18 protein-coding genes are annotated in these 15,900 nt (G+C 32.4%); 4 read left to right on the forward strand and 14 right to left on the reverse strand.

What is annotated here, in order from left to right; genetic code table 11:
* Window positions 1-11: 11 nt before the first annotated feature.
* The 6 genes from EDD62_RS07215 to EDD62_RS07235 form a co-directional block, all read right to left on the reverse strand.
* Window positions 12-326, reverse strand: coding sequence for a YfhH family protein (locus tag EDD62_RS07215; RefSeq protein WP_123808154.1), 315 nt, complete (start codon window positions 324-326; stop codon window positions 12-14).
* Window positions 304-1,125 (reverse strand): regulatory protein RecX, encoded by an 822-nt coding sequence (locus tag EDD62_RS07220; protein WP_123808156.1) that lies wholly within the window; start codon window positions 1,123-1,125, stop codon window positions 304-306. Before EDD62_RS07220 ends, EDD62_RS07215 begins: the two co-directional genes overlap by 23 nt.
* A 67-nt stretch (window positions 1,126-1,192) precedes the next feature.
* Window positions 1,193-2,554 (reverse strand): 23S rRNA (uracil(1939)-C(5))-methyltransferase RlmD, encoded by a 1,362-nt coding sequence (gene rlmD / locus EDD62_RS07225; protein ID WP_123808158.1) that lies wholly within the window; start codon window positions 2,552-2,554, stop codon window positions 1,193-1,195.
* 102 nt (window positions 2,555-2,656) lie between these two features.
* Entirely contained in the window at window positions 2,657-2,830 is a 174-nt protein-coding gene (locus tag EDD62_RS09220; RefSeq protein ID WP_170152803.1) for a hypothetical protein, read from the reverse strand.
* Window positions 2,831-2,909: 79 nt separating this feature from the next.
* Entirely contained in the window at window positions 2,910-4,145 is a 1,236-nt protein-coding gene (locus EDD62_RS07230) for an aminopeptidase (RefSeq protein ID WP_123808160.1), read from the reverse strand.
* Window positions 4,146-4,224: 79 nt separating this feature from the next.
* Window positions 4,225-4,422, reverse strand: a complete 198-nt coding sequence (locus EDD62_RS07235) for a DUF1128 family protein (RefSeq protein WP_077139903.1) — start codon at window positions 4,420-4,422, stop codon at window positions 4,225-4,227.
* A 225-nt stretch (window positions 4,423-4,647) separates the two neighbouring features.
* Here EDD62_RS07235 and EDD62_RS07240 point away from each other — a divergent pair, with 225 nt between their 5' ends.
* The 3 genes from EDD62_RS07240 to EDD62_RS07250 all read left to right on the forward strand — a co-directional run bounded on the left by EDD62_RS07240 (window position 4,648) and on the right by EDD62_RS07250 (window position 6,754).
* Window positions 4,648-4,962 (forward strand): hypothetical protein, encoded by a 315-nt coding sequence (locus tag EDD62_RS07240; protein ID WP_077139902.1) that lies wholly within the window; start codon window positions 4,648-4,650, stop codon window positions 4,960-4,962.
* Window positions 4,963-5,183: 221 nt separating this feature from the next.
* Window positions 5,184-6,176: a YihY/virulence factor BrkB family protein gene (locus EDD62_RS07245; RefSeq protein WP_083705820.1), complete on the forward strand. Its 993-nt coding sequence runs from the start codon at window positions 5,184-5,186 to the stop codon at window positions 6,174-6,176.
* Window positions 6,177-6,196: 20 nt separating this feature from the next.
* Window positions 6,197-6,754 carry a beta-class carbonic anhydrase gene (locus EDD62_RS07250; RefSeq protein ID WP_123808162.1) on the forward strand — a complete coding sequence of 186 codons (558 nt, stop codon included), beginning with the start codon at window positions 6,197-6,199 and terminating at the stop codon, window positions 6,752-6,754.
* A 52-nt stretch (window positions 6,755-6,806) separates the two neighbouring features.
* On the opposite strand, the gene map is transcribed toward EDD62_RS07250, so the two are convergent.
* Window positions 6,807-7,556 (reverse strand): type I methionyl aminopeptidase, encoded by a 750-nt coding sequence (gene map, locus EDD62_RS07255; protein WP_077139900.1) that lies wholly within the window; start codon window positions 7,554-7,556, stop codon window positions 6,807-6,809.
* A 109-nt stretch (window positions 7,557-7,665) separates the two neighbouring features.
* Between map and EDD62_RS07260 the strand changes: the two genes are divergently transcribed.
* Complete coding sequence (locus EDD62_RS07260; protein ID WP_123808164.1) at window positions 7,666-8,694, forward strand: FUSC family protein; 1,029 nt, start codon at window positions 7,666-7,668, stop codon at window positions 8,692-8,694.
* Here the strand turns inward: EDD62_RS07260 and dinB are convergent.
* From dinB to EDD62_RS07295, 7 genes are all read right to left on the reverse strand, one after another.
* Window positions 8,666-9,736: a DNA polymerase IV gene (gene dinB / locus EDD62_RS07265; protein WP_123808166.1), complete on the reverse strand. Its 1,071-nt coding sequence runs from the start codon at window positions 9,734-9,736 to the stop codon at window positions 8,666-8,668. The genes EDD62_RS07260 and dinB overlap by 29 nt on opposite strands.
* Before the next feature lie 515 nt (window positions 9,737-10,251).
* Window positions 10,252-11,844, reverse strand: coding sequence for a hypothetical protein (locus EDD62_RS07270; RefSeq protein WP_123808168.1), 1,593 nt, complete (start codon window positions 11,842-11,844; stop codon window positions 10,252-10,254).
* A 23-nt stretch (window positions 11,845-11,867) separates the two neighbouring features.
* A complete protein-coding gene (locus EDD62_RS07275) occupies window positions 11,868-13,055 on the reverse strand; it encodes a hypothetical protein (RefSeq protein ID WP_249037356.1) in 1,188 nt (395 codons plus the stop codon).
* A gap of 267 nt (window positions 13,056-13,322) precedes the next feature.
* Window positions 13,323-14,897 carry a Vga family ABC-F type ribosomal protection protein gene (locus EDD62_RS07280; protein WP_123808170.1) on the reverse strand — a complete coding sequence of 525 codons (1,575 nt, stop codon included), beginning with the start codon at window positions 14,895-14,897 and terminating at the stop codon, window positions 13,323-13,325.
* A gap of 344 nt (window positions 14,898-15,241) precedes the next feature.
* Window positions 15,242-15,436 carry a hypothetical protein gene (locus EDD62_RS07285; protein WP_148086843.1) on the reverse strand — a complete coding sequence of 65 codons (195 nt, stop codon included), beginning with the start codon at window positions 15,434-15,436 and terminating at the stop codon, window positions 15,242-15,244.
* Between the two features lie 49 nt (window positions 15,437-15,485).
* A complete protein-coding gene (locus EDD62_RS09395) occupies window positions 15,486-15,614 on the reverse strand; it encodes a DNA cytosine methyltransferase (protein WP_123808174.1) in 129 nt (42 codons plus the stop codon).
* Window positions 15,605-15,766 (reverse strand): helix-turn-helix domain-containing protein, encoded by a 162-nt coding sequence (locus EDD62_RS07295; RefSeq protein WP_249037357.1) that lies wholly within the window; start codon window positions 15,764-15,766, stop codon window positions 15,605-15,607. The genes EDD62_RS09395 and EDD62_RS07295 overlap by 10 nt, the downstream gene beginning before the upstream one ends.
* Window positions 15,767-15,900 lie beyond the last annotated feature (134 nt).

A 15,900-nucleotide genomic window follows, 5' to 3' on the forward strand; every position in this document is an offset into this window, starting at 1 on the left:
CATACTCACTCCTAGTCTATCTTTAATATTGCAACAGGCAATCCTTCTTCTTCTCCATTACCACGAATTCGGTATCCCCATGCAAAGATCCCTTTTAAATATTCAACTTTAAAGTATTCATCTGTATCTTTCAGCTGATAAATCTTATGAAGATCTATCTTTGATTCATCGACTAAATAGCTTTTAGCAATCATTACTTTTCGCACATATACTTCATATTCATTCATAATTCCTGCCATTTCGGCTTTACGTGCCTTCTCATATAATGATTTTATGAGCTCATTTAATTCATCTTCTGTCATTTCATTCATCGGCTTCGAATGCACTCAGATCACCTTCCAAGATTTCTTTAATTTTATCATAATCATATTGCTTCATCATTAACATCGCCATATACTTTTGTTTACGTTCATATAATGGTAAATGCTTAACTTTCTTATACTTCTTTTCTAAGTCACGAATCATCTTATCTTCTATAACATCAGACTTTTCATCGAATTGAAAGTGTTTAAGTACTTCCTCAATGGAATGTCTTTCATAACCTTTTCGAATTAGTTTTAATAGAACTTTTTGTTCATGCTTACGCTTCGGTATAGATAATGGTTTATCTTCTTTTTGAATCAAGTGATTAAGTCGTTCATGAATAATATCATCCGTGAAATAGTCACGGATAACACGATCAATCTCTTCAACATAGTTCTGTCCGACTTTGTTTAATAACTCTTTTTTGACTCTTTGAGGTCCCTTTTGAGTTGTATTCAATGCGGTTCTAACGAAACTAGTGATATAGTCTTCATCATCTATATACCCTTGATCTGTTAATTTTTGAACTAATCGATTGATGTCCTCTTCGGTCAGTTGATCTTCAGATAAATGTGTTTTCAGTTCTTTCGCAGAACGTTTCTTAAACGATAAATACCGTATCGCTCGTTGATATCCTGTATAATATAATTCTGTCGATTCAATTTGACGAATATACTCAGTTGTTAACGACTGACCTTTTGTTAGATGATGCTTAACCAATGTATCCATACTAATTCCAAAAGCGAATTCACTATCTAAATAGATGTTGAATCGCTCTTTGTTATTTTTTTGTACTTCAATGGATGTAATTTTCTTCGCCACGAAATCACCTTAATTTTTCACCATTATATTTTATATATGTTCCTTCTGCATACACATTTTATAGAAGTTATTTCTTTTTACGCTCTAATGTCGCTACAAGTTCAATTCTAGATGTTTGTGGGAACATATCAACCGGTGTAATACGCGTCACATGATAACGGCTTGATAAATGGGCTATATCTTTCGCAAATGTTGATGGATTGCAACTTGTATAAATAATATGGTCGCTACCTTTTGTTAATAATGTATCTACAATGTGTCTATTAATCCCTGTTCTCGGTGGGTCAAACATCATACAGTCGTAATCAAGATGATTAGATGTAATATAATCTTTCGCATCAGCGTGAATGAATTCTATATTTTGAATATTGTTTTTTTGTTGGTTTATCTTAGCACTTCGGATACTTGCTTCGCTATCGTCTACGCCTGTAATGTGCATCCCTTCATCTTGAACATATATTCCGATTGTTCCTGCTCCACAATAAGCATCAAGAATTTTCATCTCTTGATCAGACTTAATATCATTTAAATGGTCTTTTATCGTATCATACAAATCTTTAACCATTGCATCATTCAATTGATAGAAACTTTCAAGTTCAACGTCAAATAATTTATCGCCGATTGACATTTCCATTGTTTTCTTACCTTTAAGTAATTTCATCGAATGTCCAGTAATGACTGAATCATCAAAATCTTTATACACATATGACACACTAATTACTTTATCGATATCCATGATTTTAGATGCGATTAAGTCTAATTTTTTGACCTCTTTACTATTACCCATCAATCCGACTTGCATTTCATTGTTATGATTTTGTCGAATAATAATATGCGTTAATCCATGTTTTTTACTGCTCATTCCTACAGGGATATTTAAATCTTCAATTAATCTTTTAATCTTTAAATGGAGTGTCATCGTTTCCTTCTGCTGAACGATACAATCTTTTAAATCGATCAGTTGATGGCTTCCTTCTGCATACATTCCTGAAATGACACGTCCGGTATTCATTTGTTTGATTGGGAATTGTAGTTTATTACGGTACCGAAATGGTTCAGTCATACCTTTCATCGGTTCAATGATATCGAACTTCACTTTAGGTGCATAACGTGTCAAAGCATCTTTAATGATTCCAACTTTTTCAGAAAGTTGAGCAGGATACTTTAAATGTTGAAGTTGACACCCTCCACATTCTTCATAAACAGGACAAGGTGGCTCAATTCTGTCAGATGATTTCTCAAGTACTTTAGTCATTTTGACAGACATAAACTTATCTTTTTCAAATTCAACTTCCCCACGAATCACTTCACCGGGTAAAGCGCCTTTAACGAATGCGATCTTTTTTTTGTAATATCCGATACCTTCTCCATTAATACCAAGTCGTTTGATGGTAATCGTGACAGGTTTGTTTTTTGTATTTTGTGTCATATAATTCTCCTTATTTACTATTCACTCTTTGCTTCATAATAGCCTAATTATATCAAAAAAAGTGAGCACTACCCAATAAAGTAGTACTCACTTCTATATCGATTAATGTACTAAATCTTTAAATACTTTCTTTTCTAAAGCTTCATCTGGTGTATCAATAATGACTGATTCTTTCGTTTCAAAGAACTTTCCTATAGTAAACATCATGAACATACCAAAACCAAAAATTGCAAATAAAAATGCAATTAAAATTAATGTCATCATCGCCATTGACATAATATCCACCTCACTTGAATTGTTATATCCTTTAATCTACATTAGTATATCATATCTCTTCAATGAAATATATGTTTTTCTAGATCACGAAATTACCATCTTTCATAATCATCTCAGTTGAGCCATCAGCATGTACACCTTCAATATTTAATTCATTTGAACCAACCATAAAATCTTCATGCGTAATCGATTGATTTAAGTCATGTTCAATCAATTGTTCTTCTGTCATTTCTTTACCACCTTCTAGGCAGAAAGAATATGCACTACCAAGCGCTAAATGGCAACTCGCATTCTCATCAAATAAAGTATTATAGAACAATGTTTTCGTGTTTGAAATTGGTGAATCATCAGGGACTAAAGCGACTTCACCTAGTCTCATCGCACCTTCATCTGTCTCAAGTAAACTCTTTAATACTTCTTCACCAACACCTGCTTGATAATCAGTTACTTTACCATCAACAAAAGTGAGTGTGAAATCATCAATAATATTACCACCATAACTTAACGGCATTGTATTCTTTATCGTACCATTGACACCCGTTCTTGATGGAACTGTAAAAACTTCCTCTGTCGGCATATTTGCAACGAATGTTGTTCCTGCTTTATTGACACTTGATGCGCCAGCCCATAAATGCCCTTCAGGTAAATCAATTATCAGGTCAGTACCAGGTGCTGAATATTTCAATTGCTTGAATCGTTTCTCATTTAAAAGTTTTGCTTTATTATCTAAAGTATCCGTATGTTTCTTCCACGCAACTGTAGGATCCTCTTCTTCAGTTCTCACTGTATATAAGATTAAGTCTAGTAATTTCTCTTCAGCATCGTCTTCGCCTGGAAATACTAATTCTGCCCAATCTTTTGATGGATAACCTGCAACACACCATGCAATCTCATCGCTTTGAATTGCTTGTCTGAATTCGTTTAACGCTTTACCACCAGCGATTGAAGCCGACTTAATTCGATTTTGGTCAACGCCTTTCATTAATTCAGGTGAGCTCGCAGTTAAGGATAGAAATGCTGCGTTATTGTTAACATAGTACATTCTTTCATCGATCACATGTTGTGGTACATTTTCTAAAACAGCCATGTCACTATTTTCCATATAAAGACGACGACAGACATCATCACTGAAGTTGACCTTAACCTCTGAAGCACCTAACTCATAAGCTTGTTTGTATAACGCTCTAACAAGTGGCGTACAATCCACCGTTGCATTGATGTATAACGGTTGACCTTTTTGAATATTTAATCCTACAGAAACGAGTAATTTTGCATATTCACTTATTTTATTCAATCTTTCTTGAGTTAGTTCCATATTTAATTCTCCTTTATAATCTTTAATGTTATAACTAATCGATCTTATAACCGATAAACTATAGCTTTAATTTCAAATATTATTTCTTAAGTTCTCTCAACTGTTGTAATACTGCTTCTCTTTCATTGGGTGATAAATTATTTCTCGAATTCGTAAAGTTCATCACGTCTTCAAGATCATCCTTTTTATTTTCGTCGAAATCTTCCGGGTTTATAACACCTGCATTCACAAGGTTTAAGTTTTCTTTAATTTGTTCTACAATTTCTTCAATCGTCATTTGTTTACTCCTTCCAATATTTCTGATAATTCGTAATTAATTTTATCATATCATACAATGAAATGAATTGATAAATTCATATATACAATGATAATTGATAAAAGTATAAGATAGATTAGAATTAAATCAAATATTAGTTTATTAATCAATATTAATCAAAAATGTTTATATTAATATTTAATTGGTTATAATAAAATTAAATCACAATTAAAGGAGCAATTAATTATGAACTTAAAGTTAAATAACAAATTCGTCCCTGCTATTATCATCGGAGCTTTAGCTGGTGGTGCGTTAAGCTTAATTGATAAAAATACTCGTCAGTCAATGAAAAACTTACCAAATGATGTACAAAAAGTACAAAGTGACCTTCAAGTAAGAAACGATCCTAACCAAGGTTTTATTGGTAAAATTCAAGACGAAGTATTGTTCTGGAAAGAAACAATTGAAGATATACGTCGTGAAAACCCTGAATTAGAACGTCAAGTAATGAATGCTAAAGATACGTTAATGGAAAAGCGTAACCAAAAGCGCTTAAAATAAATGATTATTAATTTATAAACAATGAGTTAAATGATTATATAAACTAGATGAGTGTAAATCGTTCATCTAGTTTATTTTTTAACCAATAAATTCTGTTCTCATCACTTCTTAGAAAAACTAGGATCAAGATATATAATGAACAACAACGTTTATTATGCGTCTATAAAGGTAATACATAGATAGATTAAAATAATTTATTAAATTTAATAGAGGGTGATATTATGAATAAAATGCCTAAAGGCAATCAAGTTTATCAGAGTGTCCCAGATGCACCTGAACAAAATGAATACTACGTTGGAGATGTTCCTTTCAAGTCTAAACGAGCAAAAAAGGACAATGAGAATTTCTATGTCTCCAAGATGAATAAACCAGCTAAAAAGAAAGAAAATGGAGGGTTTTTCTCTACGTTAATGTATCGTTTCGGAAAAGATGATACATCAGGTCTCGCGGCTCAACTTGCTTATTATTTCATGTTGAGTTTATTCCCTTTACTTATTTTCTTATTAACATTAATTCCATTAATGAATATTGATCAATCAACAATCACTAATATGATTGAACAAAATGCACCTGGTCAAACAAGTGAATTAATTACAGGTATTATTGAAGACGTGATGAAAAACTCTGGTGGGGGCATTCTATCATTCGGTTTATTGATGACACTTTGGACAGCGTCTAATGGAATGACTGCGATGATGAATGCATTTAACGTTGCATATGGTGTAGAAGATAATCGTAATGCGATTGTTGCTAAACTTTTAAGTGTATTATTTACTGTGATCATGATTTCAGTATTATTACTATCACTTGTATTAATCGTATTCGGAAAACAAATTGGTGATTTATTATTCGGTGTTGTCGGATTAAATGATCAGTTCACATGGGTTTGGAATTTAGTTCGTGGTGTATTACCAGTTATTGTCATATTCATTGTATTCTCAATGCTTTACTTCATTGCACCAAACTTAAAAGTAACTTGGAAAAGCATTTGGCCAGGGGCATTGTTTGCAACGATTATATGGCTAGGTGCGACATATTTATTCGGATTCTATGTTTCTAACTTCGGCAGCTATTCAAAAACTTACGGCTCAATTGCCGGTGTGATTATCCTTATGTTATGGTTATATTTAACAGGTGTTATCATTATTCTAGGCGCTCAAATCAATGCCATTAAGCATCATCGAAAGCGTCAACAAGAAGGATTTTTAAATTAATTAAGAGAAGAGGATTTCGAATGCAAAAGAAGTTGTACAAGCTATTAGAATTCAATAAACAATTCGTTCAAGATGAACAATACGAGCCAATGATTACAGATGGTCATCCAAATGAAGGATTACTGATTTTAAGTTGTATGGATGCTAGACTTGTGGAACTTGCTCATCGCTCACTTGGATTGAAAAATGGCGATGTGAAGTTTTTAAAAAATGCTGGAGCTCAAATTCAATCTGATGATGATAGTATAATGGGCAGTATTTTAGTAGGGACATACGCATTAGGCTGTGAAGAAGTTGTCATTATGGGACATACTGACTGCGGTTTCGGAAAACTAAAGCCTGAAGTAATGTTTGATGCTATGAAGGAGAAAGGGATTACGGATGAACTCATTCAATCATTAGATTATGACTTCGACAATATGTTCACTGGATTCAGTGTTACAGAAGACAATGTAAGAAAAAATGTCGAAAAAGTAAGAAACCACCCATTATTCAATAAAGAGATTCCTGTACACGGTGTCATTATTGATTCCAAAACAGGTGAAGTGACATTGATTGATGATGGCTATAAACAATAATTAAGCAAAGAAAGAACACGTAAATTATTTTTACGTGTTCTTTCTTTATCTATTATACTTCTGTCACTAGTAATGGACCATCCTTCGTGACAACAACCGTATGTTCAATTTGTGCGACATAACTTTTGTCTTTCGTCTCAAATGCCCACTCATCTTTACCATCGGTTACGAGCGTGGCATTCGATGAAATAAACGGCTCTACTGCAAGGACCATACCTTCTTTTAATAACATCTTTTCATTGGGATCATAGTAATTCAATATATGTTTCGGTGTTTCGTGCAAACTTTGACCAACACCGTGTCCTGTCAAATTTTTAATGACCTTTAAATCATTCTTCATCGCCGTTGCGTTCACCGCGCGGCCAATTTGTGATAATTTGGCACCTGGTTTCACTTTCTTCATCGCTTCATTAAACGCCATTTCTGCAACGTCAATCACTTTCTGCTTCATTGCGATATCTGTTTCACCTACGATAAATGATATTCCTGTATCTGCATAAAATCCATCTTTACTCGCAGACACATCAACATTGACCAAATCACCATTATTTATGACACGTGTCCCTGGTATACCATGAGCAACTTCTTCATTGACAGATATACATGTGTACCCTGGAAAATCATATTCTGCAATCGGAGCGCTCGTCGCACCAAATTGTTCAAATAATCGTTTCGCGATATCATCAAGTTCTTTAGTCGTCATACCCACTTTTGCATTTTGCTTTAATGTATCACGAATTGTCCCACAAATTTTACCGATTTCTTTTAATTTTTCAAGTTGTTGCTCATTTTCTATAATCATACTTTTACCTACCTTTATCTTTGATATAATGTAATTGTTATATTCGTATATTATTGTTACACTTTTATGCCATATTATCAATCACACAATATGAAGAAGGTGATTTAATTTGACTGATTTCACGCAAACATTATATAAGTTTATAGGTCCAAGAATTATTAAAACAGGTATTGCGACCCTTATCACCGCATTCATTTGCGTCTGGCTAGATTTACCTGCTATTTTTGCAGTGATCACTGCCATTGTATCGATTGATCCAACATCGTATGACTCCATCAATAAAGCGAAAGTTCGGTTTCCTGCTTCGGTCATTGGTTCACTCATTGCCGTCTCAAGTGCTTATTTTTTCAAAGAATCTGCACTCACTTATTCTTTAAGTGCAACATTAACAATTTTGATTTGTCATAAATTAAAGCTTAATGAAGGGATACTCGTTGCGGCAATTACAAGTGTTGCGATGATTCCAGATATACATGATGAATTTGTACATACGTTTGTGACTCGTTTATTTACGACAACACTCGGTATCGTGGTTGCTTCAAGCATTAACTTCATCGTCTTACCACCAGTATATTATGGCAATATTAATGATTCCATCCGAAAGTTCGAACATGCTATGCGTACTCTACTTACGAAACGAACGGATGAATTAATCAATTATAAATACATCTCGAAAGACTCTGAACAGATGTACAATCAATTATACAAACACTTAAATAACATTGAGAAATATATGCATTACCAACAAAATGAAATAAAATATCACATTACAAAGCGTGAAGATTTAAGAAAGCTAAATCACCTTCAAAATGAACTGCAATATAAAAAATTACTCATTACTCATATAGGTAATTTAATATTTTTACCTAACGAAATAGATATTAAATGGGATCAAAAAGAAAAAGACGCTCTAAAAGCAATTATGAAAAGTACGAATAGCTTACACACAGACACCCATTATAATTGTCAACAATCACTTGAAACATTACATCATTTGAAATTTGATCATAGCCGTCCAAATGAGATTTTTAAAATCGATATTTTGCACGAAATGGAAATTATATATCGGATGCTGCATTCATATTATACGAAGCGAAATAAACAAGCTACTAAACAAAGTCATATATCGTCATATTAACATAACCTTTTTTCGCCAAATGTGACACAGACACACCAATGAGCCGAATCGATTCATTGGTGTCTTTTAATTCATAATAAAGGTGCGTTGCATATTCCAATATATCCTCGTGCTTCATGATCGGACGCTCTTCCGTCCATTGCTTCGTATGTGTGTCATAATTTGAATACTTCAACTTAACTGTGACTGTATGTGCGATTAGTCCCATATCATTAAGACGTGCTGCAACGCGTTCGCTTAATTTTTTGATCGTTTGAATCACTTCATCATCGTCTTCGATATCACGATCAAAAGTTGTCTCTTTTCCAATCGATTTGCGCTCACGTGACACAACGACTTCACCATAGTCTATCCCTCTTACTCGGTCATAATATACTTTACCTCTCTTACCAAATAACGTATCCATCTCACTCATTGAAAGCGCTCTAAGATCAGCACCTGTATTGATCCCTTTCACTCTTAAACGCTCTTGGCTCACTTTACCGATACCAGGGAACTTACCAATATCAAGTGTTCGTAAAATTTCATCTACATTTTGATAATTGATCACTGTAAGCCCATACGGCTTATTCATATCCGATGCGATTTTTGCTAAAAACTTATTATATGAAACCCCCATCGTACATGTTAAATTCAATGTATCCAGCACTTCTTGTTGAATTTGTAATGCAATTTTATGAGCCGGTCGACCACGATGAACTAAATGTGTTATATCTAAAAACGCTTCATCTAATGAAATGTTTTGCAATAATGTTGAATAACTCTTTAATATATTCATAAACTGGTCAGACACTTCTTTATAATAAGACATTCTAGGTTTAATATAGACACCATGTGGACAAAGTTTATAGGCTGTACTTGCAGGCATTGCAGAATGAACGCCGAACTTTCGAGCTTCATAGCTACACGTTGATACAACACTTCTCGTATTCGGGCTACCTGAAATAATCACCGGTTGTCCCTTTAACCTTGGATTATCACGCTGTTCAATCTGTGCATAGAACGCATCCATATCAACATGGATAATCCGACGCTCACTCATACAATCACCTCCCGATATTTTTTAAGTGAATTCCGTCCCGTATTCAGAGTATTTCTGATTTACTCTGAATACCAGCTTATTTCCAATTAATTTCGGTCCCGTATTCAGAGTATTCTCGGTTTACTCTGAATACCAGGTCATTTCCAATCAATTTCCGTCCCGTATTCAGAGTATTTACGATATACTCTGATTACCAGGTCATTTCCAATCAATTTCCGTCCCGTATTCAGAGTATTCCCGGTTTACTCTGAATACCAGGTCATTTCCAATCAATTTCCGTCCCGTATTCAGAGTATTCCCGGTTTACTCTGAATACTAGGTCATTTCCAGTTCAAGACTAAAAAAACTGATCAAATCAGTTCTAATTTATTTATGACTTTCTTTGTAAAACTGTTACACACTCAACATGGGATGAGTTGATAGCATTGATGTATTTCCGATTTATAACAAAACGGTCGTATGCGGGAACATGTCGACTATTTTGTACGTCTACGGAAACGAGTCAAGACACTTATTTAGTTCTGGTTCAGAGTTAATTCACCTTCAATTATTTCTGTACTAAACTTGGAGGAGATTTCATATTTTATATATGGTGGAATTTCCTTAAACATAAGAACAGAAGGAAATGCCATTGTAGTATTATGTTTTAAATAATCAATATGAAATAAAACCACATCATTATTTTTATTTTCGAATGTTCTGTAACAAAATAGGTATTCAAACTCAGATAAAAACTCATCTTTATAATATTCATATTCTTGTTCAATACTTCTTTGATTAAGTAATAATGGATTTTTTAAATGACTTGAGATGTTTAATGGATAGTTATGATGCCCAGAATACTCATCCATTGTTTCAGTTTCTTCAATAGAAAAAATATAATCAATAAATTTAATATCAATTAATTCTTTTATAATATTTATACCTGGCATGGGTAGATCTGAATAATTAATTAAATGTTTTTTGGGGATTATAAATTTTATGTCAATATCCTCATCAAATGTTGTTCCGTTATTAGATATTGCTAATTTCAAAAAATTAATCTTATCAATTTCTCCAAAATAAATTACATATTCATTATAAGTTCGGATATCCCAGTATAATTTTTTAATCTGTTTGAATCTTTCCTTTTCTGCTTCCGAACCTTCATATGTAGGAGCAGCTAATTTTAACTGCAATGGTGATTTCTTTAAATTACCCAAATTCCAAAAGTCATCTTCAATAATAAGTTGGTTAGCTTTTATGAAATCTTTAATTACCTTTTTAATATCCTCACTTATTGTAACATCTGTATAAAAACTTCCTTTTGTTATACTTTGAAGAAGTTCAGTATTCTTCGAATCTATTCCAGAACTTTCAACCTTTTTTAAGCTATCTTCAGTATCAATGTCATTATCTTTCACTTTATCATTTAATGGTAAACTAGTCTTTTTCAGTTCTAGAATGTCATTAAATATTTCCTCTTTCTGTTCAACCATAAATTTACTTTCTAACAAACTTGTTTTATGTACAGTATAAAACGCTTCTGAATAGTCCTCAGTATTTCTTATATTTAATTCTGGTTTTTCCTTATTATTAACTGCTACACTTTCACCCGAAATAATTGGAATAAAATGCATAGCTAAATGATTTGATAATTCTCTTTGTAATTCATGCTTGTCTTTTATAACAGCGTAAAGACCTTTCTCTTTATATTTATTCCTAAAATCTAATACCTTTTGATATTGTTCCATATCAATTTCTGAAGGATTAATTGGTAAATCTAAAAAATACATAAATACTTGCTTATCGGAATTTAACATTATCTCTATTTCTTCCTCTGTTCCAGACCCATATTTATCTGTAGGTGTTCCAAAACGAGTCCAAAAAATTGCTATTGCTGCATCACAGTCATTAACAAATTGTTTGTTTAATAATTCCTGTGGTTTATCGCCCGACTGCGGGTAACTATCCTTTGACCAATGTTTTATTACAAGAGTGATATTATTCAGCTCTCCAAACATTCTATTAAAATTATCAATACTTTGATTTATCACTTCCAAATAATCCGAAACATCCCCTGGACAAGATATCAGTACATCATATGCTGTAATCCCTGGTCTTGGCATTATCTTTTCACCTTCTATATTAATTATTTGTTTTCATATCTTAACATTAATGTCTTATCAGCATTATTTAATAAATCATCAGGATGTTTTTCTGAATCCCGAATCCAATTGGCCTTTTCCATCGCCCATCTATACTCCTCTGAATCTTTTTCCATTTCAGTAGTAACATACTCCTGAACTAATTTAGAATAGAAGTAATTCAAGGAATTGTTTATGAGTTGCTTTGTTTTTGTGTATTCATTGTCCCGATTTTCCTGTAAGATTAATCTTTTTTCCTCCTCTTTCAAACGTTGTTTTTCTTGTATTATATACTCCTTTTCTCGCTCATCAATTATTTCTGGTAACGAAAAAATATAGACAAATACTTTTCTTAAAAGATCCTCAGTAGACATTCTTTTGGTTTGATTTATATTTTTTTCACTTCTTCCCCAGTTACGCCAATACAGCTTATAACCAATTTCCACATTTATTGTTCCTTTAGTTTCATATTCAAACGTATGATATGTGGAATATCTTTCATCTTTTGGTGATAAGTTAATTTTTCTACATGGCAATTTAAAGTTCAAAGTAATAGTATATTTATCTTTCAATATAATTTCCGTTTCCTCATATTTGGTAACAATCTTAGCGCCCGCTTTCTCAAGGGCTTTGAACAAACTATCTATAAATGGTAAAACTTCCGGGAATATTTCTCCAGATGCCGATTTAATTCTCAGTTGATCCTCTCGATAGAATTGAGTTTTTTTACGATATCCAACTATCACCTTATGTGGTTTTGAAGATAGTGTTTTATTAATTTTTAAATTATTATAAATACCTATTAACCTATTTTCATCTTGTTTAAAATAAGAAAAATAACTTTTTTCCTGTTCTGATAATTTGCCGTGACTTGTTTTTAATGGTGATGATTCTTGTTTTTCTTTTTGTTTTGTAGACTTAACAATCTTTTTTGGAGCTAATTTAACTTGTTGCTTTTTCGCTTTTTTAATTGTAATCACTACATTATCTTCTGCCTTAGGCAATTCAGGTTGAGACGGTTTTTCATTTCCCATATATAATTTACTCCAATAAGACTGAGTTGGTAGTGGAATATCATGATCAACACATGCCTTTTTCAACTTATCATAAGGTATATCAATCTTCTTAGCTGCTTTCGTCATTCCAACAGACCATATTTCACCATATAAGTCTTTCCTAGAAATTGATAACAAAAATACCACTCCATCTAGTTTGATTTAATTATATTCTATAACTATTAAAATTTTCGGTCAATTTAACAGAAGCAAAAGCCCCTGCCTTTTCCGACACGGGCTTGTTAGATATCCTTGTTATATTTCCACTTTAAATTTCATGGTTAATTCTCTACTTTGATTCACTATCTTTTTTTAAATGTTTTCGATTCCAATATGCATACTTTTTCTATTATTTAGCATTACTCCTTTTATGACGATGTCGATTCATACGGGCAATAGAAGTTTTTATAGTTTTTTTGTCAGTTCTTTCTTTTCTTTCAATAATCTTTGAAATTCATCTTCTAACTCTTGCGAAGGTTCCAAGCTTAATCTACCCAGAACGTCAGATATTTTAGTTTCAATTAGTAAAATTTGGTCATCATTTTTAGACTTTGTTTTATTCTCCAGCCACTCTTCATATGCTTCGTACGATCCATCGAATACTGTTATCTTACCATCTTTTATATCAATTATTTTTGTAGCTATATTTTTTACTAACATTCGGTCGTGCGTAACAAATAGAATCGTTCCATGATAACTTTTCATTAATGTTTCTAGCGCTTCTAAAGATATAATGTCTAAAAAGTTAGTCGGCTCATCTAAAACGAGCATATTCACATCACTTAAAAATAGTTTAGCTAACGCTAGCTTTACTTTTTCACCACCACTTAATATGCCCACCTTTTTATAGACATCTTCATCCCAAAAATGCATTCTTGCTAAAACCGTTCTTATTAATGTCTCATTCTGACTAGAGGATGATTGTACATTTTCTATGATTGATTGCTCATCATTTAGGATGGTTAAGTGTTGAGAGAAGTAGCCGATCTTAACTTTTTTTGGAATTGTGAAACCTTCGTCTTGCTTCACTATTTTTTTAAGTAACGCTGTTTTACCTGAGCCATTTTTCCCAATGATAGCAACTTTATCGCCGCCATATAAATAAAAGGTAAAGGGATCCCAGAGCTTACTTCCGCCAATCTCTCCCTTAACATTTTCAGCACGTAACACAGATTGGTTTGTGAATTTTTCTTCATTTAACATATCCATCTTAATTTCAGGTAGCTCTTTCACTTTGTCAACCTTATCCAATTGTTCCAGTCTTGTTTCTAAAGCCTTTGCAGAACCTCTCAGCTTTTTCTGTATGTTGGCGTAGTGGGTTTTAGTACCCTTTATTCTCGCTTCTGATGAACTTAGATTCTTAGGTTTTTTTGTTGCTCGTTGAGCTCTTTCTTCTTTTTGACGTATTGCTCTTTTTAATTTTTGTTTCTCACGTTCATACTTTTCAAATTCAGTTTGTTCTTGTTTTTTCAATAAGTCTTTTTGCTTTGCATATTCATCATAATTTCCTTTAAATATTTTAAACGTATTATTTTCAATTTCCCATATTTCAGTACATACATTATTTAAAAATGCACGATCATGTGATACTACGACAGTTGCTCCTTGATAGTTTCTTATCTTTTTTTCTAACCAAGCAATTCTTTCCGTATCTAAGTGTGTTGTTGGTTCATCTAAAAGAAGCAGGCCTGGGTTCTCATTGAAAGCCTTCTGTAAATATTGCTGTGTTATTTCGCCACCACTTTTCTCCAATCTTGATTCTTTAAATTGTGGCACTAATTTCACAGAGGTAAAAGGAGTAATATTACCTTCATCAGGTAATTCTTCACCTGTAATAATTTTTAATAGGCTTGTTTTTCCTGTTCCATTCCTACCTACTAAACCTATACGTTGATTATCATGCACTTGCATTAAATCAATATAAAATAGCAATCTGTCTTGTAATTGTTTTTTGATTGATGTTCCTTCAAATAAAAGCATAATACCATCTCCTTATATAGAGGGGATATAAAAAACCCCCTAATTCTATTCAGAATAGGAGGTCAGTAAAATTTATAAGTATACACCTAAAAAAGCATTACAATATTAGGGTAAACCACACTTCACAATTCAATCCTATTCTGAAAATGATACATAAAAAGCTCCACAAATAACCTAGCTTAAGTTATTGATTCACTTTTTTATGTTGATTTTCTTTAATAAATAGGATTAATTGTTCATTGTGATAAAGTAACACCCTTTCTCATATCATTTAATCTCAATATAAGACATCTATATGGCCCTGTCAACATTTCTATGCTTTACTTAGATGAAAATTGATTCTTTTAAATTTTTCTTTTAACTTTGATCCCAGACTTAAATTCAATTGTTAATTGTCTTTCATGAATCGTTATCTTTTCAATCAATCTCCTTACAAGTAAATCATTATACTCTTTTAACAGATGAGGTTGCTCTTTTGAAAACTTTGTCATTTCTTCAATCCGCTGTCTGATTCTTTCCCTTGCTGCATTTTTCATCATAACTTCTTGCTTCAGTTCCCGCAATCGGTATATTTCTTCCGCTACATTATCAAGCACGATAATTTTCAATTGCTGGTTTTAGAATATCATTAGCAAACACTATGTTAAATCCAGAATTAATTACACCTAGATCTAACCCTCCTGCTCCACTAAATAATGAAATAGTATCTAGTGACATTGATAAACCTTATTTTCATTTACATACTCAACAATATCTTCTAATCTACAATCTAATGTTTTACAAATACGACCTAATATTTCCATAATTACATTTTGATTTTTACTTAGACGTGATAGTGTTTGATTAGTTATTTTTGCTCTATCTCTCAATTAAGTTTTATTAATATTTTCCTCTAATATTAACTTCCATAATGGTTTATAAGAAAATGCCAATTTACTCACTCTTTCTAGAATAAAATTCTCTATTAATAGAATATTACATTTGGATATCAATCCAAAATGAA

Source organism: Abyssicoccus albus, assembly GCF_003815035.1.
Lineage (GTDB): Bacteria > Bacillota > Bacilli > Staphylococcales > Abyssicoccaceae > Abyssicoccus > Abyssicoccus albus.